The sequence below is a fragment of the Halorubrum tebenquichense DSM 14210 genome, from assembly GCF_000337415.1.
GTDB classification, from domain to species: Archaea; Halobacteriota; Halobacteria; order Halobacteriales; family Haloferacaceae; genus Halorubrum; species Halorubrum tebenquichense.
Window position 1 is genome coordinate 55872 of the sequence record NZ_AOJD01000024.1, and the last position, 26606, is coordinate 82477.

The 26606-nt window shown below is 68.1% G+C and carries 25 protein-coding genes, 2 tRNA genes and 1 pseudogene; 11 read left to right on the forward strand and 17 right to left on the reverse strand.

Annotation, left to right across the window (positions count from 1 at the left end; all coding sequences use genetic code 11):
- Positions 1-21: 21 nt before the first annotated feature.
- From C472_RS03090 to C472_RS03100, 3 genes are read right to left on the reverse strand one after another with little or no spacing between them, the layout of a single operon-like run.
- The gene (locus tag C472_RS03090) at positions 22-480 is read right to left on the reverse strand and encodes a YeeE/YedE family protein (protein ID WP_006628332.1); all 459 of its coding nucleotides are present in this window, start codon (positions 478-480) and stop codon (positions 22-24) included.
- Complete coding sequence (locus C472_RS03095) at positions 480-1037, reverse strand: YeeE/YedE family protein (RefSeq protein ID WP_006628333.1); 558 nt, start codon at positions 1035-1037, stop codon at positions 480-482. The genes C472_RS03090 and C472_RS03095 overlap by 1 nt, the downstream gene beginning before the upstream one ends.
- 8 nt (positions 1038-1045) lie before the next feature.
- The gene (locus C472_RS03100) at positions 1046-2239 is read right to left on the reverse strand and encodes an MBL fold metallo-hydrolase (RefSeq protein WP_006628334.1); all 1194 of its coding nucleotides are present in this window, start codon (positions 2237-2239) and stop codon (positions 1046-1048) included.
- A gap of 245 nt (positions 2240-2484) precedes the next feature.
- Between C472_RS03100 and C472_RS03105 the strand changes: the two genes are divergently transcribed.
- Together C472_RS03105 and C472_RS03110 are read left to right on the forward strand one after the other, a co-directional pair.
- A complete protein-coding gene (locus C472_RS03105) occupies positions 2485-2730 on the forward strand; it encodes a sulfurtransferase TusA family protein (protein ID WP_006628335.1) in 246 nt (81 codons plus the stop codon).
- 2 nt (positions 2731-2732) lie between these two features.
- A complete protein-coding gene (locus C472_RS03110) occupies positions 2733-3302 on the forward strand; it encodes a DsrE/DsrF/DrsH-like family protein (RefSeq protein ID WP_006628336.1) in 570 nt (189 codons plus the stop codon).
- Between the two features lie 350 nt (positions 3303-3652).
- On the opposite strand, the gene C472_RS03115 is transcribed toward C472_RS03110, so the two are convergent.
- The 9 genes from C472_RS03115 to C472_RS03155 all read right to left on the reverse strand — a co-directional run bounded on the left by C472_RS03115 (position 3653) and on the right by C472_RS03155 (position 10268).
- The gene (locus C472_RS03115) at positions 3653-4771 is read right to left on the reverse strand and encodes an aminotransferase class V-fold PLP-dependent enzyme (RefSeq protein ID WP_006628337.1); all 1119 of its coding nucleotides are present in this window, start codon (positions 4769-4771) and stop codon (positions 3653-3655) included.
- A gap of 15 nt (positions 4772-4786) precedes the next feature.
- Positions 4787-5038 (reverse strand): thioredoxin, encoded by a 252-nt coding sequence (locus C472_RS03120; protein WP_193788337.1) that lies wholly within the window; start codon positions 5036-5038, stop codon positions 4787-4789.
- Between the two features lie 116 nt (positions 5039-5154).
- Complete coding sequence (locus C472_RS03125) at positions 5155-5781, reverse strand: DUF1641 domain-containing protein (RefSeq protein ID WP_006628339.1); 627 nt, start codon at positions 5779-5781, stop codon at positions 5155-5157.
- Positions 5782-5783: 2 nt separating this feature from the next.
- The gene (locus C472_RS03130) at positions 5784-6929 is read right to left on the reverse strand and encodes an NAD(P)/FAD-dependent oxidoreductase (RefSeq protein WP_006628340.1); all 1146 of its coding nucleotides are present in this window, start codon (positions 6927-6929) and stop codon (positions 5784-5786) included.
- A complete protein-coding gene (locus C472_RS03135; RefSeq protein ID WP_006628341.1) occupies positions 6926-7162 on the reverse strand; it encodes a sulfurtransferase TusA family protein in 237 nt (78 codons plus the stop codon). The genes C472_RS03130 and C472_RS03135 overlap by 4 nt, the downstream gene beginning before the upstream one ends.
- Before the next feature lie 128 nt (positions 7163-7290).
- Positions 7291-7884: a class I SAM-dependent methyltransferase gene (locus tag C472_RS03140; RefSeq protein ID WP_049906243.1), complete on the reverse strand. Its 594-nt coding sequence runs from the start codon at positions 7882-7884 to the stop codon at positions 7291-7293.
- A 5-nt stretch (positions 7885-7889) separates the two neighbouring features.
- A complete protein-coding gene (locus tag C472_RS16155; protein WP_006628343.1) occupies positions 7890-8111 on the reverse strand; it encodes a YgaP-like transmembrane domain in 222 nt (73 codons plus the stop codon).
- An 85-nt stretch (positions 8112-8196) separates the two neighbouring features.
- The gene (locus tag C472_RS03145; protein ID WP_006628344.1) at positions 8197-9447 is read right to left on the reverse strand and encodes a M20 family metallopeptidase; all 1251 of its coding nucleotides are present in this window, start codon (positions 9445-9447) and stop codon (positions 8197-8199) included.
- 746 nt (positions 9448-10193) lie between these two features.
- Positions 10194-10268, reverse strand: a tRNA-Arg gene (locus C472_RS03155).
- 333 nt (positions 10269-10601) lie between these two features.
- Here C472_RS03155 and C472_RS03160 point away from each other — a divergent pair.
- Both C472_RS03160 and C472_RS03165 read left to right on the forward strand, forming a co-directional pair.
- Complete coding sequence (locus C472_RS03160) at positions 10602-11201, forward strand: RAD55 family ATPase (RefSeq protein WP_006628345.1); 600 nt, start codon at positions 10602-10604, stop codon at positions 11199-11201.
- An 85-nt stretch (positions 11202-11286) separates the two neighbouring features.
- On the forward strand, positions 11287-11709 hold the full coding sequence (locus tag C472_RS03165; RefSeq protein WP_006628346.1) for a CoA-binding protein: 423 nt from the start codon (positions 11287-11289) through the stop codon (positions 11707-11709).
- Positions 11710-11764: 55 nt separating this feature from the next.
- Here the strand turns inward: C472_RS03165 and C472_RS03170 are convergent, their stop codons facing one another.
- The gene (locus tag C472_RS03170; protein WP_006628347.1) at positions 11765-12745 is read right to left on the reverse strand and encodes a PLP-dependent cysteine synthase family protein; all 981 of its coding nucleotides are present in this window, start codon (positions 12743-12745) and stop codon (positions 11765-11767) included.
- A 225-nt stretch (positions 12746-12970) separates the two neighbouring features.
- Between C472_RS03170 and thrS the strand changes: the two genes are divergently transcribed.
- On the forward strand, positions 12971-14947 hold the full coding sequence (thrS, locus tag C472_RS03175; RefSeq protein ID WP_006628348.1) for a threonine--tRNA ligase: 1977 nt from the start codon (positions 12971-12973) through the stop codon (positions 14945-14947).
- A gap of 27 nt (positions 14948-14974) precedes the next feature.
- Here thrS and C472_RS03180 read toward each other — a convergent pair whose 3' ends face one another.
- Positions 14975-16540, reverse strand: coding sequence for a PAS domain-containing sensor histidine kinase (locus C472_RS03180; protein WP_049906248.1), 1566 nt, complete (start codon positions 16538-16540; stop codon positions 14975-14977).
- 152 nt (positions 16541-16692) lie between these two features.
- On the opposite strand from C472_RS03180, the gene C472_RS03185 reads away from it, so the two are divergent.
- Both C472_RS03185 and C472_RS03190 read left to right on the forward strand, forming a co-directional pair.
- Positions 16693-17865 carry a pyridoxal-phosphate-dependent aminotransferase family protein gene (locus C472_RS03185; protein ID WP_006628350.1) on the forward strand — a complete coding sequence of 391 codons (1173 nt, stop codon included), beginning with the start codon at positions 16693-16695 and terminating at the stop codon, positions 17863-17865.
- Between the two features lie 63 nt (positions 17866-17928).
- Entirely contained in the window at positions 17929-18648 is a 720-nt protein-coding gene (locus tag C472_RS03190) for a class I SAM-dependent methyltransferase (protein WP_049906250.1), read from the forward strand.
- 28 nt (positions 18649-18676) lie between these two features.
- Here C472_RS03190 and C472_RS03195 read toward each other — a convergent pair.
- Together C472_RS03195 and C472_RS03200 are read right to left on the reverse strand one after the other, a co-directional pair.
- Positions 18677-19938: pseudogene (locus tag C472_RS03195) on the reverse strand (MFS transporter).
- A gap of 264 nt (positions 19939-20202) precedes the next feature.
- Entirely contained in the window at positions 20203-20433 is a 231-nt protein-coding gene (locus tag C472_RS03200) for a DUF7860 family protein (protein WP_049906252.1), read from the reverse strand.
- 151 nt (positions 20434-20584) lie between these two features.
- Between C472_RS03200 and C472_RS03205 the strand changes: the two genes are divergently transcribed.
- Positions 20585-21640: a M42 family metallopeptidase gene (locus C472_RS03205; RefSeq protein WP_006628354.1), complete on the forward strand. Its 1056-nt coding sequence runs from the start codon at positions 20585-20587 to the stop codon at positions 21638-21640.
- A 188-nt stretch (positions 21641-21828) separates the two neighbouring features.
- Here C472_RS03205 and C472_RS03210 read toward each other — a convergent pair.
- Positions 21829-21902: transfer RNA gene (locus tag C472_RS03210), tRNA-Lys, on the reverse strand.
- Positions 21903-22062: 160 nt separating this feature from the next.
- On the opposite strand from C472_RS03210, the gene C472_RS03215 reads away from it, so the two are divergent.
- The 3 genes from C472_RS03215 to C472_RS03225 all read left to right on the forward strand — a co-directional run bounded on the left by C472_RS03215 (position 22063) and on the right by C472_RS03225 (position 26483).
- On the forward strand, positions 22063-23058 hold the full coding sequence (locus C472_RS03215; protein ID WP_006628355.1) for a TAXI family TRAP transporter solute-binding subunit: 996 nt from the start codon (positions 22063-22065) through the stop codon (positions 23056-23058).
- A gap of 1 nt (position 23059) precedes the next feature.
- Entirely contained in the window at positions 23060-23572 is a 513-nt protein-coding gene (locus tag C472_RS03220; protein WP_006628356.1) for a DUF1850 domain-containing protein, read from the forward strand.
- A 217-nt stretch (positions 23573-23789) separates the two neighbouring features.
- Positions 23790-26483 carry a TRAP transporter permease gene (locus C472_RS03225; RefSeq protein ID WP_006628357.1) on the forward strand — a complete coding sequence of 898 codons (2694 nt, stop codon included), beginning with the start codon at positions 23790-23792 and terminating at the stop codon, positions 26481-26483.
- Positions 26484-26606 lie beyond the last annotated feature (123 nt).

Consider the following 26606-nt stretch of genomic DNA (forward strand, 5'->3'; position numbering starts at 1 on the left):
AAATGGGAAAGAGGGGAGAAGTTAGTCTGCGCCCGCCGCGGCGGCGTCGCGGGCTTCGCTGCGGCTCCGCCAGTACCCCTGCGCGTACGCGCCGAGGAACATCCCGGCGAGCGCCCAGAGGATAGTGATGTTGCCGACGCCGAGGCTCGCGTACGCGGCACCCGGACAGATGCCGGAGAGCCCCCAGCCGACGCCGAAGACGGCACCCCCGACGAGGACATTCCGGTCGAACGGCTTCAGCCGCCGCTCGTAGGGGGTGCCGGTGAGCGGCGCGGCGTCCCGAATCCGGGGGAGCAGCGCGAACGCCACACCGGAGACGATTGCGGCACCGAACATCACGAACGGCAGGCCGAGGTCGTCGAACTGAAGGAAGTTCAACACGACCTCCGGGCGAGCCATGTGGCTGAACCCGAGCCCGAACCCGAATATCAGCCCGCCGACGAAGATCAGCGGCTTGAACAGCGGATGCCGGTCCGCCACTACGGGCTCACCCCCAGCGCGGCGACGACCTGTGCCGTCCCGATCGCCACCGTCAGGAACGTCAGCACGCCGACGATCGAGGTCTTCGACGCGGAGCCGACCCCGCAGACGCCGTGACCGGACGTACACCCCTTGCCGATCCGGGTGCCGATCCCGACGAGGATCCCGCCGGAGAACAGCCGCCACGGCTGGACGTCGGTGGTCCAGAGCGTGACGCCGGCGACCTCGTATAGCTGTCCGGTGGATCCGGGTTCGTATAGGGAGGTCGTCACCGCGCCGGACTGGACCGTGGCCGCGAACGCGAGCGCGCCCAGGACGATGCCGGCCGTGAACACGAGCCGCCAGTCCCGCGAGCCGACGTACCGCTGAAACCGGGACTGGCCGGAGACGTACGACAGCGTCGACTCGAGGAACGTGCTCGCCCCGGCGGGGATACCGGTCCCGACGTAGATGACGACGGTCCCGAGGCCGACGAGGAGCCCGCCGACGGCGTACCGGCTGACCCCGTTGGGGAACAGCTCGGCGACAGCCTGAAGCAGTACTGGGTCAGCGACCATTTGCGTCGTCAGTCACCCGCGAGCGACTCCTGGCTCGCCGCGCAGTTGTTGGGGCCGAGTTCGAGGGTGAACGCCTCCTCGTCGTCGACGGCGTTCTGTCCGAGGTTCGTCGCGATGATCTCCTCGTAGTTGGCCGGCCGCGGCGGCATGTCCGAGAGGATCAGGTCGACGAAGTCGTCCTCGGCCATCGTGAGCGCGTCCATCTCCTCGACCAGCGCTCCGATGGGCGCGGTGTAGGTGCCGTCGGCGGCGGGCTCCGCGGCGTCGCTGAAGTGCGCGCCGCCGATCAGGGTGTCGTCAGGCAGCGTGAGGATGCGCTCCCGTAGGGACTCGTAGAGCATGCGCGCGGCGTCCGGCGCGCCGTCGTCGCCCTCCTCCAAGTCGGGGCGGGCGACGCTCTCGACGAACAGCCCGTCGCCGGTCGCGAGGAGGCTCTCGTCGACGAGGTACGAGGTCATCCCGGTCGTGTGGCCGGGCGTGTGGACGGCCTCGATCGTCGCGTCGCCGACCTCGAAGGCGTCGCCGTCCGCGGCCGTGGTCAGCTGGTCGGCGTAGGTGACGCCGCGGTCGACGGCGGCCTCGGGGATGACGCCCTCGACGCCTTCCGCGTCGAGGTCGCGAACGCCCGAGATGTGGTCGGCGTGGACGTGGGTGTCCAGCGCGTACCGAAGGTCGACACCGAGGTCGTCAGCGTCCGCGAGGTAACGGTCGGTGAACGCCCGCAGCGGGTCGATGATCGCGGCCTCGCCGTCGTCGCAGAGGAGGTAGCCGAGACAGCCCGAGGAGGGGCGCTGGTACTGGAGGAGCGTGCCCGCGCCGTCGTAGTCGGTGACTTCGACGGTCTCGTAGATGCTCGCCCAGCCGTTCATGCCGTCCTCGAGGTGGTCGACCTCGTACCCGCGTTCCGCGAGCGTGCCCGCGACGTACTCGCTGGCTCCGCCCTTCGCACACAGGACGGTCACCTCGCGGTCGTCGGGAATCCGGGCGAGGACGTCCTCGTCGATGTCGTCCTCGAGGAACTCGAAGTACGGCACGTTGATCGACGTGACGTTCTCGCCGTCGATGCGCCACTCCTCGTAGTCCGACGACATGCGTGCGTCGAGGAGGGTGACATCCTCGCCGGCGTCGATACGGTCCTTCAGCGTTTCCGGCTCGACCGACGCGACTTCGACGTCAGGAGTCGGGAAGTCATCAGCGTCCATGTTGTGCAACCACTTCTACCGGCCGGATGTACAAAAGGATTCCCATAGTATTCCCCTAGACGAACAATACTGCTAGATAGGGAATGTACCAGAGACGCCATTTTATGCCGTTTTAATGGTGTCAGGAGCGTTGTACGGGACATCTATCCCACATAGGAGTTTGTAGTAAGCACAAGAACCGACAATCTTTTACTCGGTTGGTGGGTATTGTGCGACAGCTCCAATACAGACGGAGCAGACAACCAATGAGTGCTGAATACGACATCGCGGAGACGCTCGACGTGAAGGGTGCATCGTGTCCCATGCCTGTGGTGAAGACGAAAGGCGCGATCGACGACCTCGCCGCCGGTGAGATCCTCGAGGTGCTGGCGACGGACTCCGGCAGTATGAGCGACATCGACGGCTGGGCGGCCGGCACTGCGGGCGTCGAGCTCGTCGAGCAGGAGGAAGGCGACGACGTGTACAAACACTACGTGCGCAAGACGGAGTAACGATGAGCACGGACACGCCCGACGCGCCGACCGACGACGCTCCCTCGCGTGCGGAGCTGGCCGCCCGCGTCGACGAGCTGGAGGACGCGCTCGCGGAGGCCACCGGTGACGACGGCAAGAAGATGAGCATCATCGCGACGAAGGGGACGCTGGACATGGCGTATCCCCCGCTCATCCTCGCCAGCACCGCCGCCGCGTTCGGTTACGAAGTGACCGTCTTCCACACGTTCTGGGGGCTCGACATCCTCCACGAGGAGCGCTCGAAGCGCCTCAAGCTCAGCTCCGTCGGTAACCCCAACATGCCCCTGCCGAACGCCGTCGCGGCGCTCCCGGGCATGGACCGCGTGACGACGAGGATGATGGAGAAGAGGATCGCGGACAACGACACCGCCTCTATCGAGGAGCTGCTGGAGACGAGCCTCGACATGGGCGTGGAGTTCCAGGCCTGTCAGATGACCATCGACCTGATGGACTACGACGAGGACGACTTCTACGACGGCGTCACCACGGGCGTCGGCGCGGCGACGGCCCTCCAAGACATGGCCGACGCCGACATCCAGCTCCTGGTCTGACCTCCGTTGAACGGACTCAAGAATCAGATTTTCCCGGGTCGTCGAGGCCGTCCCAGAGGCGGGGGAGGTCGAGCCGGTCACGCTCGATCCGCGCTGGTCGAGGTCGCCGACCCGAATACGGTAGAACCGTCGGTCGAGGGTTCGACGGCGTCTGACCCCGAGACTCGAATCGAGTGTCGCGGTCGCGACGCCCTCGTCGACGACAACAGTCGCGTACAGTCCGACTGAAGCAGACGAAACGTCCCTCCGGTAGCGGTACCTCAGACGGACCCTCCAGCAGCGGCTTTCGGTTTCAACGAGTAGGCCGGAGAGACTGTCGTAGGGGGAATCAGCGGGGAACGGTGATTGCGTCAGTTCCACTCCGAGTCGAGTGCGTCCAGCAGCCGCTCGGTCTCTGCGCGAGTGTTGACGGCGTGGACCGACGCGCGGACGGCGTTCGGCGTCGGCAGGGCCCGAACGACGATCCCCTCCGACGCGAGTCGGTCGACCGTCTCTCCGGGGTCGTCCACGTCGACTGTCACGAGTCCGGACTCGGGGGCCGCCGGGCTGAGAAGCCGGTCGTCGGGAATTCCGTCGGCCACCCGGCCGGCCAATTCCTGACTCCGGGCGGCGATGCGGTCGACTCCGACTTCATCTATCGCCTCGATGGCTTCCGCTAGGGCGACGTGCGGGGCCGGGTTGGCCGAGCCGACCTCGAATCGTCGGGCACCGGCCGCAAACTCGTAGGGATCCGCGGTCGGCGTCTCGACGCTTCGGTACCCGACCGTCGCGGGTCGCAGGGAGTCAGCAGCTGTCCGGTCGACGTAGAGAAAGCCGCCGCCCCACAGCCCCAGCAGCCACTTGTGCCCGGCCGCCGCGACGGCGTCCGCCCCCCACTCGCCGACATCGAGGGGAAGCTGTCCCGGCACCTGTACGGCGTCGACGAGCGCGAACGCGCCGGCTTCATGCGCGATGTCCACGAGATCGGCGACGGGCAGCCGGGTGCCGTGCGTCCAGGTCACGGCGCTGAAACAGGCCAGGCGCGCGTCGGCGACCGCCTCGGCGAAGGCGTCTCGGTCGACGCGGCCGTCCTCCGTCTCGACGACGCGAACCTCGACGCCCTCCTGTTCTAGGCGTTGCCACGGGAGCGTCCCGGCCGGGTGTTCGAGATCGGTGCGTACAACCGTATCGCCGGGCTCCCAGTCGACGGCGGTCGCGACGGCGTTGACGCCCGCGGTGGTGCTCTCCGTGAGCGCAATCTCGTCGGCGTCCGCACCGACGAAGGCGGCGACGCGCTCTCGAACGCGGTCATAGGTGTCGAACGCCAGCTCGTACGGGTCGTTTCGCGTACTCGTTTCGTACTCGTGTGACCGTACGAATTCGTCGGCAGCCTCGACGACGTACCGCGGGCTCGGCCCGTGGGCACCGAAGTTCAGGTAGACGTCCTCGTGTAAGGCGGGCGTGTCGGCGCGAAGTTCTCTCGGGGTCATTTCGTTGTCGGTGAGTTAGTCCCGATACCGGGCGAACAGTTCGCGAAGGGCCCGTTCGTTCTGGCCGCCTCGGAGCTGTTTCTCCGGTTGCCCGTCGACGGACTGGACGGACGTGGGCGCGCTCTGGGCACCGAACTCGACGGCGATTTCGAGATTCGATTCGATGTCGATCGTCAGGACCGTCGCGTCGGCGTCTTCGACGACCGTTTCGAGATCGGCGTCATCCAGCGAAATCGCGCGGCCCATCTCCGCTGTTCGTGTTGCCATTATCGGATCCTGCGTCCCTGATAGTTAATAGTCTTGGGTTTTCTACACAATACAGTTGAGGGGCGAGTTGACTCCCGTGGGTATCGAGTGGGAGGGCGTGAAACGGACAGCGGCCGCTAACGCGACTCCGCGCCGGAGTGCTCGCGGCCGATGGCGCTCGCGAGCGCCAACAGGTAGCCCAGTCCGTACTGGACGTCTGAATCCCGTAATCCGCGGAGCAGACCGACCGCACCGACCTGCTCGGGGGCGTTCCGCTCCGCCTCCCCGACGCCCTCTAGGAGCGTCTCGATGCCGTCGCGAGTGTCGTCGTCCGCGGCCGTCTGCGCGACTTCGCCGACGGCGGCACCGGTGCCGGCCAGCGACGCGACCATCTCGTCGTCGAGCGCCGCCGTTGCCAGCGATCCGATCCCCGCGAGTTCGGCAAGTTCGTCGAGTGCGCCGCTCCGCTGGAGCGTGACCAGCGTGTCGAGGGCCTCGCGCAGTTCGTCGCCGTTCTCCCCGACCGTCTCGGCCAGTGCCACGGTCTCGTCCGTCGCGAGGCCGTCGGCGGACTCGGCGAGCGTCGACCCCGTGGCCGAGAGCTCGCGGACCATCTCGTCGTCGAGCGCGCTCTCGCCCAGCGAGATCACGTCCAGTAGCTCGTTGACTGCGCCGAGGTGTTCAACGAACTCGGCGACAGCTTCGGGGTTCTCTTCGATTGCTACCTCCAGCTCGGACTGGTCGGGATTCTGCGGTTCGGACATGATCAGAGCAGACCTCGTGCGGTCAGCCAGTACGACTCGTTGTACGCCAGCTTCGACCAGTGGAGTTTCTCCGAGGGCGGTGCCGGCGACGGCGGATTCTCGTAGTCGAACTCCACGAACGACGCCGCGTCCATCCCCGTCTCGATGAAGCACAGCGTCTTCCCGTCGTAGGTCGCCGTCGCCGGGCGGCCGCGAATCTCGCTGGCGAGGCGCTGGCCGACGACGCCGGCCTGGTAGTGCGCGACGCTGCCCGCGTTCGGGACGCCGGTGTCGGCGGTGTCGCCGAGCGCGTAGACGTTCTCGGCGGCCTCGGCCTCCAGCGTGCGCCTGTCGACGTCGACCCAGCCGTCGTCGCCGAGCCCCGCCTCCTCGATGAGGTCGACGCCGGCGTGCGGCGGGATCGCCACGAGGAGATCGTACTCGAGCTCGGTCCCCTCCATCGACGTGATGGTCTCCGCCTCGGGGTCGATCGCCTCGGCGTTGAAGAACGTCTCCGTTCGGATGTCCCGTTCCTCCATGAGGGGGCGAGCCCACTCGGCGATGTGGGGGTTGCCGTGGACACGCTGGATCGGATACGTGTACGTGATATCGACGTCTTCCCGGAGGCCGCGCTCGCGGAGCCAATCGTCGGCCATGAAGACGAATTCAAGCGGGGCGGCCGGACACATGTGGGGCGTCCCGATGACGCTCAACACGAGGTCGCCGTCGGTGAACGCCAGCAGCTCGTCGCGCAGGTCGGTCGCGCCCGACTCGCTGTAGTAGTCGTGACCGGCCTCCGCGAGGCCCGGAATTCGGTCGGGCTCCAGCGTCGACCCGGTCGCCAGCACGAGGTGGTCGTAGCCGACTGGCGGCGAGTTCCCGCGGAACCGGAGCCGCCGGGCCTCGGTGTCGATGTCGGATACGCGGTCGATCCGGAGGTCGATCGCGTCGTCGACGAGGTCGTCGAGCGCGCGACGACCGTCGCCGAGCTCGCGCTGGCCGAACGGCACGTACAGCCAGACAGGCTTGTAAACGTGGTCGGGGTCGTCGTTGACCAGCGTGACGCGGACGTCGCCGGCGTCCAGTTCGGGTTCGAGTCGGTCGGCGAGGTCGTTCGCGAGGACGGTCCCCCCGGTCCCGCCGCCGACGATAACGACGTGCTCGGTCATGCTTTCTCCACGTAGAACGCGTTGTGGTCGTCGAGCTCTTCGACCGCGAGCAGTTCGTTACCGGCCTCCTCGGCCCACTCGGGAACGTCGGTGAGCGACTGGTCGGTGTCGCTCAGCAGTCGGATCACGTCCCCCGACTCGGCGCTTCGAATCCTTCCGATGAGGTCCATGAGCGGGCCGGGACACGCTGCGCCTCTGGCGTCGACGGTGTCGTCGGGCTCGATATCAGTCATAGGGGGCTCACGGGAGGCAGTTGGAACGGCCCGGTATTAGTATTGTGCCAAGATTCCAAGATTCAGAAATTCTACGAGGGCCGAGTGGCCGGCCGAGAGACGGTCTCGAAATCGGAGAGGAGGAGCGGTCACCGATCGAATACGAGCCCGTAATGGTACGGCGGCAACTCGACCAGCCGGTCGAGCGTGAACGGTGCGGCCGAAAGCACAACGTCCTCGGTTTCGCCCGGCGGCGTCCGAAGGGCCGTCGGGGGCCCCCGAGGTTCGGTTCCGACAGTCGTCGTTTCACGTGGGCGGTCGTGCCAGTTGACGATGATCAGGCTGCCGCCGGGTTCGATCGCCCGGAACGCCTGTTCGACCAATCCCGACTGGTCTCCCACCCCGTGGAAGGTGTTTGCCACAACGAGCGTGCTGACTGAGTCGGGGAGGACGTCGGTCAGATTCCGGGCGTCACCGTGGACCGGAACGACGTTGTCGATACCCTGCCGGTCGGCACGACCGTCGAGTTCATCGAGTAATGACGCATCCACGTCGACAGCGTACACGGACTCGGATTCCGCAATCCGAGCGGCCGGAAGCGCAAAGTAGCCGCTTCCACAGCCGACTTCAGCGACGGACTCGCCTGACTCAACACCGAGTTTCCGGAGCGTCGCGCCGGGCGTCGGCCAGAGTCTGCTCCACCAGTCCCAGTCAGGTTGACCGGTGTTCTGAAAGCGTGCCATTCCGACTAGGATCCCGACGTGTCCACTCCCAACAGGCGATACAGGAGACAGACTCGAACGAGCCCAGTCCCGACGAGAACGAGACCCAGCAGCGTCAGCACCGCGCCGACCGTCGTCCCGAGGCCGAGGAGGCCACCGAGTGTCGCCAGTCCGACCGCCGCCGAACCTAGCCCGAGACCGATCCGAATTCGTCTGTCTGCCGCACCAATATTGTTTTTCATACCCACAAGTATACTATACTACTACCTAAGTCTTTCCCGACGACTTCTCCCGTCGCACAGGCAGTCCGGCACGATCGCCCGCTTGGAGGCGTTACTGCTCAAGCTGGGACTGCCACCGCGTTGGTAGCTGAGCGTAAACGACGGCGTTGTCGACGAGTACGTCCACCGGAACGTACTCATCCGGGGCGTGGACTGTGTCGGTTCCGAGTGCGAACTCGACGGTCGGGATCCCCGCGTTCCGGAACTTCTTGGCGTCGCCACCGCCCGTAGCGCTCCGTCTGAAGACGCGATTTCCCGTGACCTCTTCCGCGGTCGACGCGACGGCTTCGACGAGCGGGCTGGTGGGAACTTCGGCCGTCCCAACGCTCCAAGAGATGTCGGCGACTGTGATACCGTCGCAGTCGGCAACGCACTCGCGAATTTCAGCGAGCACATCGGGCGTGTGGACGCCTGCGGTCAGTCGCACGTCAACTTCGGCGTGCGCGGACTGCGGGACGGTGTTTATCGCGTCCCCACCCTCGAGGACACCGAGATTGATCGAGGGGTACCGGAACAGCTCTCGAGCGGTGGCCTCACCCATCGAGGGGGCGTAGTACTCGACCGATTCCTCGACGATCGGTGCCACGTCAGCGTCGATTTCGAGCCGCCGGGTGCCGAACCGTTCGCGCACCGTCTCGACGGCGTCGTAGAGCCGGTCGATGGCGTTGACGCCGAGTACCGGCCGGGAGCCGTGGGCCCCCTCACCGCCCGCTTCGAGCGTCAGCCAGATGCTGCCCCGGTCCGCGATCGTGACGGAGTGACGGCCTTCCTCGCAGGTCGGCTCGCCTATCACGCACGCGTCAGCGTCGAGCTTTCCAGCGTCCAGTACCGCTGGCAGGCCGGCGTCACCACCGACTTCCTCGTCGCTCACGAACGCGAATCGGAGGTCGACGGGTGGCTCCGTGTCGGTGGCTACGAAGGCCCGAACCGCGAACAGCATCGACGCAACGGCACCCTTCATGTCGGTTGCGCCGCGGCCGTAGACGCGCTCGTTGACGCGCTCGCCGAGCGGAGCGCGGGACCACGCCTCGGCGTCGAAGGGCACCGTGTCGAGGTGGCCGTTATACAGCAGCGTGTGATCAGAGCCACCCGGGAGTCGAACGAGCAGATTCGGCTTCGTTGGGTCGGCCGCGAACCGCTCCACTTCGACCGGGAGCGGGTCGAGGAACTGTTCGATTTCGGCGACGATGTCACGCGTGTCGCCGGGCGGATTCGACGTGTCAACCGCGAGGAGATCGAGGGCGAAATCGACCAGATCCTCACGGTGCGCTCGCGCGTACTCGGCCGGCGTCGCGTCGCTCATCGGTCCGCTGACTCCCTCCTCGCGGGGCGGAAAGCGGAACGAGACACGAGCGAACGCTCACGGTCCCCCCGCTCCGCGAGGTCGACGGTGAACCCCTCCTCTGCCGGCTGTGGCAGCTGGACGGCCGTGTGATCCCCCACGAGAATACGCTCGGGCGGTCGAGACGCCCCGTCGCGCCCCGGGTCTTCACCTACTGGTGTGGCCACCATGGGCGAAGATAGGGTGGCAGGGCGATTAAAGTTGTTCCCACATTCCACAATACTCTATCGGAAGCGGCTGGCCGAGAAGGTAATATCCCGTACAGACACGTCTTATGAAAGACCGCTAAGAGAGGTCTGTGTTAAAACTCCAACATAGCACATGAGTGGGGCTCCCGATTGACCCGATACGGATCGGCCCGGACGACGTCGGCGAAGGGCGACCCTCAGAATGGGCCACGAGGACGCAGCCGAACGCGTCCGAGCGTGTTCGCGGACGCCGGCTTCGGCGTCCCGGTCGGGTTCTCGGTCTCCGGGCTGCTCAGCGAAACGGTCGGCGCTGGTCGCGATCCACCGGTTCAGCGACGTGCGATCGCGCGCACCCCTGACGCCCTGTTTATATGCGACGTACCGGAGTCTCGCGAATGCGATCCGTTCGAAGAACGAATGGGCGCTACAGGATTTGAACCTCGGTCGGGGCGAAGCCCCTCCCTGCTTCAAATCCTTCGGCCCAGTTTCGACTCCTCACTTCGTTCGTCGTCAGAGACATGGGCGCTACAGGATTTGAACCCGTGGCAACTTGGTCCGAAGCCAAGCACTCTGTCCAAACTGAGCTAAGCGCCCGTGTCTGAGGTTACTTCGGAGACCGTGTTAAGTCCCGCGATTCGAAATCGGGGCCGCGCAGTCGGCCCGGGAACGCTCCCGTCTCACCGGGCGGTAAATTAGCGGATGTGACACGTCGGGGCCCGCCGGCGGCGTTCGGTCTCGCTCTCACGACCGGATCCGACGGTTCAACGGTTTCGGGGACGCACGCAGGCGCGATTCGGGCTTACGCGTGGCGATCAAAAAGAATATTATTCGGAGCGGGCATGTTTCGGTAGTAGATGTGTCCTGGTCGCACGGCCTCACAGCCGAACGAGCGGCTCGCGCCGACGTCGTCGCCCCCGAGGTGCGTCCATGTATGAGCTGACGCCGCATTTCGACGCCGAGGTCGAACCCGGGACCAACATCCTGTTGACCGGTCCGCCGCTGAGCGGGAAGCGGTCCATCATGATGGACATCCTCGCCGCGGGCACCGACCGCGACGAGGGGGCCATCGTGGTCACCACGAAAGACGGTGCCGACCGGGTGCTCCGCGACTACGAGAAGCGGACGCCCTACGAGGGCAAGCCCGTCGCGGTCGTCGACTGCGTCACGCGCCAGCAGGGCGGCGAGATCGTCGAGTCCGACCGGATCAAGTACGCCTCCTCGCCGGTGGACATGACCGGCATCGGTATCAAGCTCTCCGAGTTCCTCCAGGCGTTCGGCGACCGGGGCATCGAGCGGAACCGCGTGATGGTCCACTCGCTGTCGACGCTTTTGATGTACTCGGACCTCCAGACCGTGTTCCGGTTCCTCCACGTGTTCACGGGACGCGTCCAGAGCGTCGACGGGCTGGGCCTGTACAGCATCGACTCGACGGCCCACGACGATCAGGCGATGAACACGCTCAAACAGCTGTTCGACGGGATCATCACCGTCACCGAGGACGGCGAGCCGGAGATACGGCTCGCCTGACCGGCCGGCGGCCGCCGAGGTTCTCGCCGCGGAGGGTCTCGCCGCCGGGGATGCGTTTAATCGGGGCGCGCCCGAAACGGTGCGTATGCTCATCACCGACGACGAGGGGCTCGACCGACTGCTCGACGCGGAGACGATCGCCGTCGTCGGCTGCTCGACGACGCCCGGGAAGGCCGCTCACGACGTGCCCGAATACCTCCAAGACCGCGGCTACCGCGTGATCCCGGTGAACCCGTACGCTGACGAAATACTCGGCGAGCCGGCGTACGACTCCCTCGGCGAGGTCGAGGAGGCGATCGACCTCGTCGACGTGTTCCGCCCGAGCGAGGAGGTGCCGGAGATACTCGACGCCGTCCGCGAGCGACACGGGTCACGCGGCGACGCGGGCGCGGCGTGGCTCCAACTCGGGATCAGTCACGACGAGGCGGCCGCGGACGCGGCGGCCGACGGAATCGACGTGGTCCAGGACCGGTGTATCAAGGTCGAACACGGGCGACTGCGGGGGTAACCGGCCGCAGACGACGCCGCGCCGACGCGTTCCCGCCCTTCCCTCCCGCTCTCCGTCACCCCTCCCACTCCTCGAAGCTCCGGTAGACGCCCTTCGAGAGGTAGCGCTCGGAGGAGTCACAGAACACGGTGACGACGGCGTCGTGCGGGGCGTCGATCTCGCCGTCGCGGATGTCGCGAGCGACGCGCTTGGCGGCGAGCGAGTTCGCGGCCGCCGAGGAGGCGACGAGCTGCCCCTCCTCGGCCGCGAGCCGTCCCATCTCCTCGTGGACCTCCCGGTCGTCGATCGCCTGGACCTCGTCGACGAGGTCGGGCTCGAACAGCTCGTTCGTGTCGATGTCGTGGGTGCCGATCCCCTCGGTCTTGTACTCCTCGTGTTCGACGTCCTCGCCGAAGAACTCGCGGTACGCCGAGCCGGCCGGCTCGACCGCGGTGACGTGGGTGTCCGCGTCCGCCTCCCGGAAGTACCGGGCCATCCCCATCAGCGTCCCGGCGGTGCCGCAGCCGGCGACGACCGCGCCCACCTCGCCGTCGAGGGCCTCGTCGATTTCGGGGGCGGTCGTCTCGTAGTGCGCCTCGGCGTTGAGCGGGTTCGAGAACTGCTGGGGGACGACGGCGTCGTCGAGCTCCTCCGCGATCTCGTGGGCGCGCTCGATGGCGAGCTCCATCCCCTCCTTGCTCGGGGTGTTCACGACCTCCGCGCCGAGCGCGCGCATGAGCTGCTGTTTCTCCACGGAGAAGCGCTCGGGGACGACGAAGATCGCGTTCAGGCCGAGCTGTCCCGCCGCGACGGCGATCCCGATGCCGGTGTTGCCGGCGGTCGGCTCGATCACGGTGCCGCCCTCGCCGACGTCGCCGCGCTCCAGCATCCGTTCGAGCATGTACTTCCCGATGCGGTCCTTGATGCTCGCGCCGGGGTTGAACGTCTCCAGTTTGGCGTACACCGGCACCTCGTCCGGCGAATCGTGGACGCGGGCGAGCGGCGTCTCGCCGACGGTCTCCAACACCGACGAGAGGGGCTCGGCGTGCGTGGTCATAGTCCGGCAAAGGTTGCCGCGGGATTTGTGTGTTGCCATCGCTCCGTCCGGATCCGCGGATCCGGAGCGGCGGCGTGACTTGCCGGGAGTCGGTCGAAGAGTGCGCCACGGGGCGGCCGCAGAGCCGGTACGGCGGACGCCTCGCGGGGCGGCCGCAAAGCGACCACGACGGACGCCCAGGGATCGGTCGCGCGTGCGAACGCGCGCCGCGGATCGAACACACTTATGGCGGTCGTCCGGCTCCGACACTGTATGAGCGAGACCGATGCGGAGGCCGAGGTGACGGTCGTCCTGCCGGACGGATCAGAGCTGACCGTTCCGGCGGGCTCGACAGTCGAGGACGTCGCCTTCGAGATCGGCCCCGGGCTCGGTCGCGACACCGTCGCGGGGAAGATCGACGGCGAACTCGTCGAGAAGTACGCCGCGGTCCACGACGGCGCGCGGATCGAGATCGTCACCGACCAGTCCGACGAGTACCTCACGGTGTTGCGCCACTCCGCGGCCCACGTGTTCGCGCAGGCGCTCCAGCGGCTCCACCCCGAGGCGACGCTGACGATCGGCCCCGCGACCGACGAGGGGTTCTACTACGACGTCACCGACGTCGACCTCGACGAGGACGATCTGGCCGCCATCGAAGAGGAGATGGACGAGATCATCGCGGCCGACTACGACATCGAGCGCGAGGTCCGGTCGCGCGAGGCGGCGCGGGAGACCTACGCCGACAACGAGTACAAACGGCAGATCTTAGACGAGGAGGCCGACGGCGAGGAGGTCACCTTCTACGTTCAGGACGGCTGGGAGGACCTCTGTCAGGGCCCGCACGTCGAGTCGACCGGCGAGGTCGGCGCGGCGACGCTGCTCGAAGTGTCGGCCGCCTACTGGCGCGGCGACGAGGAGAACGACTCGCTGACGCGGGTGTACGGCACCGCCTTCGCGAGCGAGTCGGACTTAGAGGAGTACCTCGAACTGCGCGAGCAGGCCCAGGAGCGCGACCACCGGAAGATCGGTCAGGAGATGAACCTCTTCTCGATCCCGACGGTGACCGGACCGGGGCTCCCGCTGTACCACCCGCCGGGCAAGACCGTGCTCCGAGAGCTCTCGGACTTCGCGAACGAGCTCAACCGCGACCACGGCTACGAGGAGGTCGAGACGCCCCACGTGTTCCGGACGGAGCTGTGGAAGCAGTCGGGCCACTACGAGAACTACAAGGACGACATGTTCCTCCTCGACGTCAACGACGAGGAGTACGGCCTGAAGCCGATGAACTGCCCGGGCCACGCGACGATCTTCGACCAGCAGTCGTGGTCGTACCGCGACCTCCCGCAGCGCTACTTCGAGAACGGGAAGGTGTACCGGAAAGAGCAGCGCGGCGAGCTCTCGGGGCTCTCTCGCGTCTGGTCGTTCACCATCGACGACGGCCACCTGTTCGTCCGGCCGGACCAGATCCGCCAGGAGATCGAGTCGGTGATCGAGATGATCTTCGAGGTCGTCGAGACGCTCGACCTGGAGGTCGAGGTCGCGCTGGCGACCCGCCCCGACAAGTCCGTCGGCGGCGACGAGATCTGGGAGTCCGCCGAGGAGCAGCTCCGGGACGTGTTGGAGTCCGGCGGCTACGACTACGACGTCGAGCCGGGCGACGGCGCGTTCTACGGCCCGAAGATCGACTTCGGCTTCGAGGACGCGCTCGGTCGCGTCTGGGACGGGCCGACGGTCCAGCTCGACTTCAACATGCCCGAGCGGTTCGATCTCACCTACACGGGCGAGGACAACGAGGACCACCAGCCCGTGATGATCCACCGGGCGCTGTACGGCAGCTACGAGCGCTTCTTCATGGTCCTGATCGAGCACTTCGACGGGAACTTCCCGCTGTGGCTCGCGCCGGAGCAGGTCCGTATCCTCCCGGTCTCCGACGAGACGCTCGGCTACGCGCACCGCGTGAAGAACGCCCTCGAAGACGAGGGGTTCCGCGTCGAGGTCGAGGACCGCGACTGGACGGTCGGCCGCAAGATCCGCGCCGGCCACGACGACCGGCTCCCCTACATGGTCATCGTCGGCGAGGACGAACAGGAGGCCGGCACCGTCTCCGTCCGCGACCGCTTCGAGAACCAGCGCGGCGACGTCGACCTCGGCGACTTCGTCGACCACCTCGTCGAGGAGCGCGCGGAGAAGCGGACGGAGCCGGACTTCGTCGACGGCGAGTGAATCGCCCGCGACTCGGCCGCCGCCGGTTCAGGCCGGGTCGACGCCGGTAATTTCGAACCGCGCGCCGCCCTCCGCGGACTCGACCGCTCGGACCGACCAGCCGTGCGCGTCGACGATCTCGGCGACGATGTTCAGGCCGAACCCGGTCCCGTCGCTGGTCGTCGTGTAGCCGGTCTCGAACACCTCCTCCCGCTCCGACTCCGGGATCCCCTCGCCGTCGTCGGCCACGTAGAAGCCGTCGCCGCTCGCCGTCGCGCCGACCGTGATCGTGACGCCCTCGCCGCCGTGTTCCACGCCGTCGGCGGACTCCGTCCCGCTGCCCGTGGAACCGTGTTCCACGCTGTTGCGGAACAGGTTCTCCAACAGCTGCCGGAGCCGCGCCTCGTCGGCCAGGATCTCGAACTCGTCGACGGTCACGCTGAGCGTGCCGTCCCCGTCGTCGGTGGTCTCCCAGGCGTCGCGGGCGAGGGCGGCGAGGTCGACCGGCTTCGGGTCGTCGACGTCGTTCCCCTCTCTGGCCAGCGTGAGCAGGTCCTCGATGAGCGTCTCCATCCGCGAGAGGGAGCGCTCGATCGGCTCGACGTGCTCGCTGTCGGTTTCGTCGGCGAGGAGGTCCAACCGGCCGCGCGCGGCCGTGAGCGGGTTCCGGAGGTCGTGGCTCACGACGCTCGCGAACTGTTCGAGCCGGTCGCGCTCGCGTTCGAGCCGCGCCGCCGCGCGCTGTCGCTCCAGTTCGTAGCTCACCCACCGCGTCAGCAGTTCGACGAACGTCCGCTGCGTGTCGGTGAACGGCTCGCCGCGGGGCGTCGTGGCGGCGAAACAGAGCGTGCCGTACCGCTCGCCGTCCACCTCGACTTTCCCGCCGATGTACGTCTCCAGTCCGAACGTCTCGTAGGCCGGGTCGCCGGTCCATCCCTCCTCGGACGCGTTGACGACGGTCAACAGGTCGTCTCGCTCGATCGTTCGCTTACAGTACGCCTCGTCGAGCGGACAGGACTTTCCGGGCTGTAAGAGTGGGTGCTCGGCGTGGGAGACCTCGACGTGTTGGGTCCCGTCCGCGATCCGCGTGAGGAACCCGTTCGGCACGTCGAGGTACTCGCAGCCGAGCGTCAGTATGGCTTCGACCTTCTCTTCGAAGGAGCGCTCGTGGTCCGACGAGACCGCGTAGAGCCGCTGGATCGCGCGGAGGCTCTCCCGCTGTCGCCGCTCCAGTTCGCGCTGCTCGGTGACGTCGCGAAGGTACACGGAGAGGCCGCTCTCGGAGGGAAAGACGCGCGCCTCGAACCAGGTGTCGAGCGGCTCGTAGTAGGAGTCGAACGAGACCGGCTCCTGCGTCTCCATGGCGCGGTGGTACTGCTCGTGGAACTCCGTCTCGGTCGATCCGGGTATCGAGTCCCACAGGTTACGCCCCTCGACCGACTCTCCCGGACCGACAGCGCCGTCGCTCATCGCGGACCGCAGGATCCGGCGGCCCTGCTCGTTCGCGTAGGCGACCGTCCAGTCCGCGTCGAGGGCGAAGAACCCGTCCGCCATCCGGTCAAGGACGGCTTGGAGGTCCTGATCTGACGCCGATGCGCGCGGGTGGCCGGACATGCGTGCTAGTACGTGACGATCCGGTTTAGTTGACCCGGATCGGCGTTTCGCCGGCTCGGACCGGCGTTCGGTCGTCCGGATCGGCGCTCGCGACTCCGGTGGCGCGGGCGGTTCCGTCGGGTTTTTTGCCGACGGTCGCCGGAACCGGACGCATGTCAAATCGGCACGCCGAGCCCGACGCCGCGGAGCGACCGCCCGACGTCGGGGAGCTGACGCCGCCGGATCGCACGCTGATGGGCCCCGGCCCGAGCGACGTTCACCCGCGCGTCCTCAAGGCGATGAGCACCCCCCTCGTCGGCCACCTCGACCCCTCGTTCGTCGAGATCATGGACGAGGTCCAGGAGCTGTTGCGGTACACGTTCCGGACGGACAACCGGTGGACGATCCCCGTCTCGGGGACCGGTTCGGCGTCGATGGAGGCCGCGATCGGCAACCTCGTCGAGCCGGGCGACACGATGTTGGTCCCGACGAACGGCTACTTCGGGGGGCGGATGAAGTCGATGGCCGAGCGCGCGGGCGGCGACGTGGTCGAGGTGGACGCGCCGTGGGGCGAACCGCTCGACCCGGTCGACGTGGAGCGCGCGTTCGACGAACACCAGCCGGACGTGTTCGGGTTCGTCCACGCGGAGACCTCCACGGGCGTCCGCCAGCCGGACGTCCCCGAACTGACCGAGGTCGCGCACGCCCACGACGCGTTCGTGATCGCCGACTGCGTCACGTCGCTGGGCGGCGTCGAACTGCGCGTCGACGACTGGGGGGTCGACGTCGCCTACTCCGGGCCGCAGAAGTGCCTCTCGTGTCCGCCCGGCGCGAGTCCGCTCACGCTCAACGACCGCGCGATGGACAAGATCCTCGACCGCGACGAGGAGCCACGGTCGTGGTACCTCGACCTCTCGCTTTTGGAGGGGTACTGGGGCGACGACCGCTCGTACCACCACACCGCGCCGATCACGAACGTCTACGCGCTGCGCGAGGCGCTCCGCCTCGTCGCCGAAGAGGGAATCGAAGCGCGGTGGGCGCGCCACCGCGAGGTCGCCGGCGAGCTGAAGGCCGGCCTCCAAGAGCTGGGCCTCGAAATGAACGCGGCCGACGAGTACTGGCTCCCGAGCCTGAACGCTGTCCGCGTCCCCGACGGGATCGACGACGGGGCCGTCATCGACCACCTCCTCGCGGAGTACGACCTGGAGATCGCGTCCGGACTGGGCGATCTGGAGGGCGATATCTGGCGGATCGGCTGTATGGGCCACTCCGCCCGCCCCAAGAACGTCGAGTACGTCCTCGCTGCGCTGGAGGACGCGCTCGCCGCGCAGGGACACGGGGCCTGATCGGTCGCGGGTCGGTACCGTCCCTCACGTCGGTTTTTGTCGACGGGCGGAGTGCGGCCCGACGTGACCGACGCATTCGGACGCGCCGTCCGCGATCACCACCGCGGGGACCGGACCGACCACCTCTACCACTGCGACGGCGAGGAGCGGCGAGAACACCCGATCGAGGCGTTCTACTTCGCGGAGTTCGACCCGGAGAGCGACGCCGGATCGTGGCTGGCGTCGCGGCTTCGGGGACCGCTCGTCGACCTCGGCGCGGGGGCGGGTCGCCACGCGCTGCGGTTTCAAGAGCGGTTCGAGACGGTCGCGGTCGAACCGAGTCGGGCGCTCGTCGAGACGATGCGCGAGCGGGGGGTCGAAGACGCCCGCGAGGGCGACATGTTCGACCTCCGCGGGGCCTTCGACCGCGATCGGTTCGCCTCGGCGCTCGCGATCGGCACGCAGATCGGACTGGCGGGCTCGATGCGGGGGCTCTCCGAGTTCCTCGGCGACCTCGCGTTCGTGACGACGCCCGACGCGACCGCCGTGGTCGACTGCTACGATCCGGACCATTCGGAAACCGCGGACCTCCTCGGACACCGTGAGGACCCGACCCCGGGACTCGGACACCGAGTCATGCGGTTCGAGTACGCGGGCGAGACGGACCGGACGCTCCGGTTCGGGCTGTTCTCGCCGGACCGACTCCGCGAGGCGGCGATCGGAACCGGCTGGGCGGTCGAGGCGGTCGACCGCGAGGGGACCGGCGAGGGGCCGCACTACCGGGCCGCGCTCGCGAAGCGGTGAGGGTACCTCGGTTTCGAGGGGAGCCGCGCTACCACGCCGTCAGCGCCGCGCGGCCGTGGTCGTGGACGAGGATCGCGAGGAACGCGAGCACGCCGGTGACCGCGAACGCGCCGCCGACGTAGAAGACGGACGCCATGCTGACCTCGACCATCAGCCAGCCGGCGATCAGCGGGCCCGCGACGGAGCCGGGCCGCCAGACCAGTTCGCGGATGCCGAAACTGGAGGCGACGCCGCCGTCGTCGGTCCCCTCGTCGGCGAACAGCGCCATGCTGGCCGGCTCGCGGAAGGAGTCGGCGACGCCGAGCAGCCCGGAGAAGGCGACGAGCGGGAGGTACGCCGGCGGGAGGTCGCCGAGGAACGGGAGCGTCACCCCGGCTCCGAGCGCGGTCCCGATCGCCTCAGAGAATGGGATCCCCATCGCGATCAGCCCGTACGCGCCCCCGCCGGCGAAGACGAACAGCGACCGGCCGTACGCGTCGGAGAGCCGTCCCGTGAACAGCTGTCCGACCATGTTGGTCGCCTTCTCGGCGGTGACGGTGACGCCGATGGCGACCCCGGTGATGCCGAGTCCGCCCGTGGCCATCTCCGTGCTGGCGTAGATCGGGACCCACGTCCGCACCATCGTCACGGCGAAGGCGTACTGGGCGCGGAAGCTGGTCATCGTGAGGATCCGTCGGTTCACGGCGAGATCGGAGAACGGGAACCCCTCGATCCGGGTGTCGTCGTCGTCGAGGAACAGCCACGTGACGACCCACGCGGCGACCATCAGCAGCGCGATGATCGTGAAGATGGGATCGAAACCGACCGCGTCGTATATCCCTGTCTCTTATACACATCTCNGCCTCCCTCGCGCCATCAGAGATGTGTATAAGAGACAGCGTCGGCGATCTGGCCGACCAGCGACAGCGTCATCAGCCCCGCGCCGGTGACGACGAGCCCCTGGAGCGCGCGGACGAGGATGAACGAGCCGGAGGAGTCGACGAGCGGGAACAGCGCGTAGACGCCCGCCCCGACCGCGAGGACGCCCAACAGGACGGTCCGCTTGTCGAACCGGTCGCCGGCCCACGCCAGCGGGACCACGGCGACGGTCTGTGCGAGGGTGAATCCCGTGGTGTACATCCCGATGATGAACCCGGCCGAGACGGTGACGCCGAGCACGGTCGTCGCCTGCGGGTCGAGCGTGTTGATGTACGTCCCGAGCAGCGTGATCAGCGTGATGAAGCCGAACCCCTCGGCGAAGCGCGTGAGATAGAGGGCCCAGAACTGCGTGCGGCGGTCGGCGTTGCTCACACCCGCATGCGGTCGGACGATTCAAAAGGGGTTACGGTTCGGGGGACGACCCGCGCCGCCCGAAGCTATTTGCGTCCGCCCGGTCCCGAGCGATCCGGAGGAGACGACGCCTGTGACCGGGAGTTCTGTCCGGAGTGCGACCTCGCGGTCGCGCGCACCGACGAGGAGTGCCCCGAGTGCGGCGCGCCGATAGAGCCCGGGGCGACGCAGCGGGACCGGTGACGTCCCGGCCCCGGGGCGCTCGTCGGGGAGCGGGTCCGCGGCTCACTCCGTGAGCGGGAGCACGATCCCGAACACGAACGGGGCAAGCAGCATCACGAGGACGCCGAACAGCTCGGCGTCGACGAACAGCGCCCGTTCCCACTCGGGGATCGGCCCGCCCGTCGATCGGAGGTAGAGGTCGCCGAGCAGTCCGAACGCGAAAAGTACCGCCCCGACCGCGAACGTCCGTTTCGTCGCGCGCGAGTAGTCGATGTCGCCGTAGCGTCCCGTCATACCGGACGGCTTGATCGTCGCGAACACAAATACCCCTCGGACGTGACAAGCGGATCGGACGGGCGACCGCTCGGCGGTCGGCGGACTCTCTCTCGATTCCCGCCCTGCCGGAACCCCTCCGTTTTCAGGCGCGAGCCGCGACCGTCAGAACGTGACTGCGAACGCGTCGTTCGACTTCGACCTGCTGGCGCGCCTGACCGACGCTCCCGGCCCCGTCGGCCACGAGGACCGCGTGCGCGACGTCGTGCGCGACGAATTCCCCGCCGTCGACGCCGTGCGGACGGACGCGATGGGGAACGTCGTCGCCACCGTCGAGGGGAGCGCGAACCCCGACTACGAGGTGCTCGTCGCCGCGCACATGGACGAGATCGGACTGATCGTGAGCGACGTCGACGACGACGGCTTCTGCTCCGTGGAGCCGCTCGGCGGTTGGAACCCGGACGCGCTCCGCGGACACCCGGTCACCGTCCACGCCCGCGAGGGCGACTACGACGGGGTGGTGGGAATCAACGCCGCGCACACGGCCGCCGAGGAGGCCCCCGAGGACTGGACGCTGGACGACGCCCACGTGTTCACCGGGCTCGACCCCGAGGAGGCCACCGAGGCGTTCGGCGTCGGCGACGTCGTGACCTTCGACAGCGACCTCCGCGAGCTGGGCGAGTGCGTCTCCGGCTCCGCGCTGGACGACCGGGCGGGCGTGTACGTCCTCCTGGAGGCCGCGCGGCTCGCCGACCCGGACGTGACCGTCCACTACGCCGCGACGGTACAGGAGGAGGTCGGACTGCGTGGCGCGGCCGCCCTCGGGGTCGACGTCGACCCCGACCTCGTCGTCGCGCTCGACGGGACGCTCGAACAGTCGTACCCGGGCGTCGACCCGTCGAACGCGATCTCGACGCTCGGGGACGGCGTCGGGATCAAGCGGAAGGACGCGAGCGTCGTCGCGACGCCCGCGGTCGTGGACCGCCTCGAATCGGTCGCGGAAAACCGCGACGTTCCGTTCCAGCGCGAGGTGTCGTGGAACATCGGAACCGACACCGCGGCGCTCCAGAACGCCGGCGGCGCGCGACCCGTCGGCGCGCTCTCGATCCCGGTCCGGTACCATCACTCCGCCGTCGAGACGGCCGACGCGCGCGACATCGAGGCCGCCGTCGACCTGCTCACGGCGTTCCTCGACAGCGAGGAGGGAACGGACTACGGGCCGGAGTGACAGGGAAGTCGGTCGAAACGTTCGCGGGCGCGACTACGGAGTGAACCCGAGTCGTGAGACGCGAGCCGAGTACAATTGTGAACTACGAGAAGGTGGTCGCTCTCTTTGCTCGCGCTGCGACTTCTCTAGTTCAAATCGCTTCCGTCCGGTTCGCTCACCGCATCGCTGCCGCTCCGCGGTTCAGGGTACGGGCCGGGCGCGATTTGAACACGCGACCGACGGATTAAGAGTCCGTCGCTCTCCCTAACTGAGCTACCGGCCCTCACGAGTTCGTATCGGGGTCACGGTAAAAGGCCTTTTCATTCGACACCGACGGACAACGCCCGGACGAATCGCGGGGACGCACCGCGACAAGGGGGGTGGTCGGCCCCCGCCGAGCGTTGGGGGAACGGTTATGAACACCCGGGGAGTATATCTGCCGTATGTCAGACAACCGAATCAGCGATCGGATCGACCGGCGGACGCTCCTCCGCGGGGCGGCGGCGGCGGGAATCGTCGGCGTCGCGGGCTGCTCAGGCAACGGCGGCGACGGCGGCGACGGCGGCGACGGCGGCGACGCGGACATCGTCCGCTGGCACGCCGGCGGCACGGGCGGGACGTACTTCCCGCTGTCCGGCGAGTTCGAGGGGATCATCGAGGACACCACCGACTTCCCGGTCGAGGTCTCCTCGACGGGTGCGTCCGTCGAGAACGTCGGCAGCCTCGGCAACGGCGACGCCGACTTCGCGCTGATCCAGAACGACATCGCCTACTTCGCCCGCAACGGCGAGGGGCTCGACGCCTTCGAGGGCGAGCCGGTCGAGAACCTCCGCGGCGTCGCGACGCTGTACCCGGAGACCATTCACGTCCTGATCAACCCGGACGCGGACGTCAGTTCACTGTCCGACCTCGAGGGGATGCGCGTCAACACGGGCGACCTCGGCAGCGGGACGCAGGTGAACGCGCTCCAGATCCTCGAGTCGGCCGCGGGGCTCACCCCCGACGACTTCGACGAGCAGAACACCGACTTCACGCAGGCGTCGAATCAGCTCCGCGACGGCGACGTGGACGCGGCGTTCGTCGTCGGCGGCTGGCCCGTCGGCGCGGTCGAGGAGCTGGCGACGACGACGGACGTCCAGATCCTCAACCTGTCCGACGAGGAGCGGCAGGCCGCCCGCGACGACGCCTCGTGGTTCGCGGACGACACCATCCCCGGCGGCACCTACGAGGGGATCGACGAGGACGTCGACACCGTCTCCGTGCAGGCGATGATCGCGACTCGGTCGGAGTTCTCCGCCGACACCGTCGAGGCGGTCACCGAGGCCATCTTCGAGAACCTCGACCAGCTGTCGATCAAGACGGACTTCATCAGCGCCGACTCGGCGCAGGACGGCATGTCGGTCGATCTACACGAGGGCGCGGCCCGCTACTTCGAGTAGCGTGGCGTTCGGATCGCGGGTCCCGGTTGAGGGGAGGACGGTCGCGGTCGCGGCCGTCGCGGTCGGCTCCGTCCTCGCCGTCCTCGCGATCTCGGCCGGCGTCGGTCTCGGCGGGGCGGTGGACGCCGTCGCCGGGGAGCCGACGCTCGTCGTGACCGACGAGAACGGCACGGAGCTGCTGACCGAGCCCGTCGGCGACGAGACGGAGATCGCGATCGAGTACACCCACAGCGTCGAGAAAACGCCGGTGTACGACGTGTACGTCGCCGACGACGGGGCGCTCGTCATGACCCGGATGGAGTTCAGCTCGTTCGGAGCGGGGCTCCCGTCGCAGGCCGACGTGACGGAGCGGGACGGCCGGTACGTGTTCGATCCCCCGGCCACCAGGCACGAGACGCTCCGGCTGAAGACGGGATCGGTCGCCGACCACGACCTCGTCGTGGGCGACGAGCGGTACGACGTCGCGGCGATGAGCGGCTACGGCGCGGTCGAACTGACGGTCGAACGCCGGTAACGGTCGAACGCCGGTAACGGTCAAACGGCAGTAACGCTCGTCCGGGGCGCACGGGGCGTTTCGCCCGGACACGGAGAAATTTCACCCGCGTGCGAGGGTGTTTCGCCCGAGTCGTGTGGGTTGCTGTCATCCGCCACGGCCGGACTCGCTCGGAAGCGTCGATCCGAACATCCTTGGTTCGCGGCGGACCTGCGACAACCCGGAGGACACCACAACCGTGACCACGAACACATCGAACTCGGTCGAACCGGACCCCGATGGGAGCGAGGCGGCAGACGAGGTCTTCGAAGAGATCGACGACCGCCGGTCGCTGACCGGGGCCTCGCTCGTCGCGGTCGCGGTCGTGGGGATCCTCTTCTCGGCGTTCCAACTGTGGCTCGGCGCGCGCGGGTTCGTGTTCGAGTTCACGGTCCCCGCCTTCGGGACGGTGCGGCTCGCGTCGCTCGCGTCGCTACAGATTCGCGCGATTCACGTCAACTTCGCGCTCGTGATGGCGTTCCTCCTGTTCCCCGGCGCGACCGGGACCGGGGCGATCACCCGCCGGATCGGGTCGCTCCCCGCGGTGGCCCGGAACCGGTTCGGCGACTCGCCGGTCACGCGGGTCGCGGAGGCGGTTCGCAACGCGGTCTGGTGGGCCTTCGTCGACGAGGAGTCGACGCGGATCACGCCCTCCGACCTCGCGCTGGTACTCCTCTCGACGTTCCCGACCGCCTACTACGTCACGCAGTTCGACGAGATCACCGACGTCATCCGGGTGCGCGGACTCGGCGGTGCCGGGACGCTCGGCGAGGTCGTCCCGCCGCTCGCGCCCCTCGAACTCGGCTTCCTCGCCGACTACAGCCTCGCGTACCTGATGGGCGTGCTCGCGATCCTGCTGGTGTTGGAGGCGACCCGTCGGGCGCTCGGGCTCCTCCTGACGCTGCTCGTGAGCCTCTTCCTCTTGTACGCCAAGTACGGCTACCTCCTGCCGCGCGACCTGCCGGTGGCGCAGACGTTCGCCACCTCGCAGTTGCGATGGAACCAGATCGTCCAGAACCTCTGGTACACCGTCGAGGGGATCCTCGGCGTGCCGGTCGGCGTCTCCGTCCGGTTCATCTACATCTTCATCCTCTTCGGGGCGTTCCTGGAGATGTCCGGGGCCGGCAAGTGGTTCATCGACCTGGCGTACTCGATCACGGGGACGCGGAAGGGCGGCCCGGCGAAGGCGAGCGTCGTCGCCTCCGGGTTCATGGGTATGCTCTCCGGCTCGTCGGTCGCGAACACCGTGACGACGGGCGCGCTGACGATCCCGCTGATGAAACGCTCCGGCTACTCGCCGGAGTTCTCCGGTGCCGTCGAGTCGTCGGTCTCGTCGGGCGGCCAGATCCTGCCGCCGGTGATGGGCGCGGCCGCGTTCCTCATCGTCGAGTACACCGGGACGCCGTTCCGCGACGTGGTCATCGCGGCGACGCTCCCGGCGGTCGCCTTCTTCTTCGGGATGTGGGTGATGGTCCACTTCGAGGCGGCCAAACGCGGGATCGGCGGGCTGAGACGGTCCGATCTGCTCGATCTGGGGCCGCACATGCGGCGCGGCTGGTTCTACCTCGTTCCGCTCGGACTCCTCCTGTACTACCTCGTGATCGCCCGGCTCTCCGTGGGCCGCGCCGGGTGGCTCACGATCGTCGCGACCGTCGCGCTCATCGCGATGGTCGCCGCCTACAACGAGCGGACCGGTCCCGCCCTCGTCGGCGGCATCCTCGCCGGCTACGCGCTGTTCGCCGTTTCGTTGTTCTACGCGGGTGGCACGCCGATAGACCTGCTGTACGGGGCCGAGACCGCCGAGTACGGCCTGACCGGCGCGCTCCGCGCGGCGGCACCGTCGCTCCCGACCGTGGTCGCGGCGATCAGCTTCGCGTTCCTGCTCGCGGACCCGCGCGGGGACGCGCCGCTGCTCGACCTCGACGACGACGTGACCGACGCGGGGGCCTGGTTCGACGAGCGCGTCGGCGTCGACGTCGCGGGGTCGCGGGCGGGCCAGTTCGGCTCGTTCATCCTGAAGTCGATGGACTCCGGCGCGAAGACGGCGACAATCGTGGTCGTGGCGGTCGCCGCCGCGGGCGTCATCCCCGGCGTCATCGGCATCACCGGGCTCGGGGGGAGCCTCCGCGCGCTCATCATCAGCGTGAGCGGCGGGTCGCTCGTGCTCCTGTTGATCCTCGCCGGCCTCGCGGCCGTGATCGTCGGGATGGGAATGCCGACGACGGTGATGTACATCATCATCGTCGTGCTGCTCGGCCCCGTCCTGCCGGAGTTCGGGATCGCGATCCTGGCGGTCCACCTGTTCGTCCTCTACCTCGGGCTGATGGCCGACGTGACGCCGCCCGTGATGGTCGCCGCGTACGCCGCGGCGGGGATCGCGAAGTCCGACCCCTTCGAGACCGGCAAGCAGGCGTTCCTGCTGTCGCTGAACAAGATCCTCGTGCCGTTCGCGTTCGTGTTCTCGCCGGGGATCCTCCTGCTTCGCACGACCGACGGGGAGGGCTCGATACTGACCGGGGCCGACGTCGCGGACCTCGGCTTCTTCCTGCCGGAGGTCGTCGCGCCGATACTCGCGGTGTTCGCCGGGGTGTACGCGCTCGGCGTCGCGATCATCGGGTTCTACCACGCCGACGTGCGGTACGGGGCGCGGCTCTCGCTCGTCGCCGCCGCGGTGCTGCTGTCCGTCCCCGGCATGGTGCTGCTCCCGGCCAGCGCCGCGCTCGGGCTCGTCGGCGTCGACGCGGGGCTCTACTCGGTCACGAACGAACTCGTCGCCCGCGGCGTGGGGGCGGCCATCCTCGTGGTCGGACTGATCCGGAACCGGCGACGGGCGGGCGGGGAAGCCGGCGACCGGCCGACCGCCGGCGACTCGCCCGACGCCGTGTCGCAGTAACCGGGTCGGTCTCCCCACCGGCTCGGTCGATCCCCCTACCAGCTCGGTCGGTCACCCCACCGGCCCGCTCGGTTTTCTCACCGCCCCGGCTCACGGAGAGCGCACTCGTTAAGTGTCGTGCCG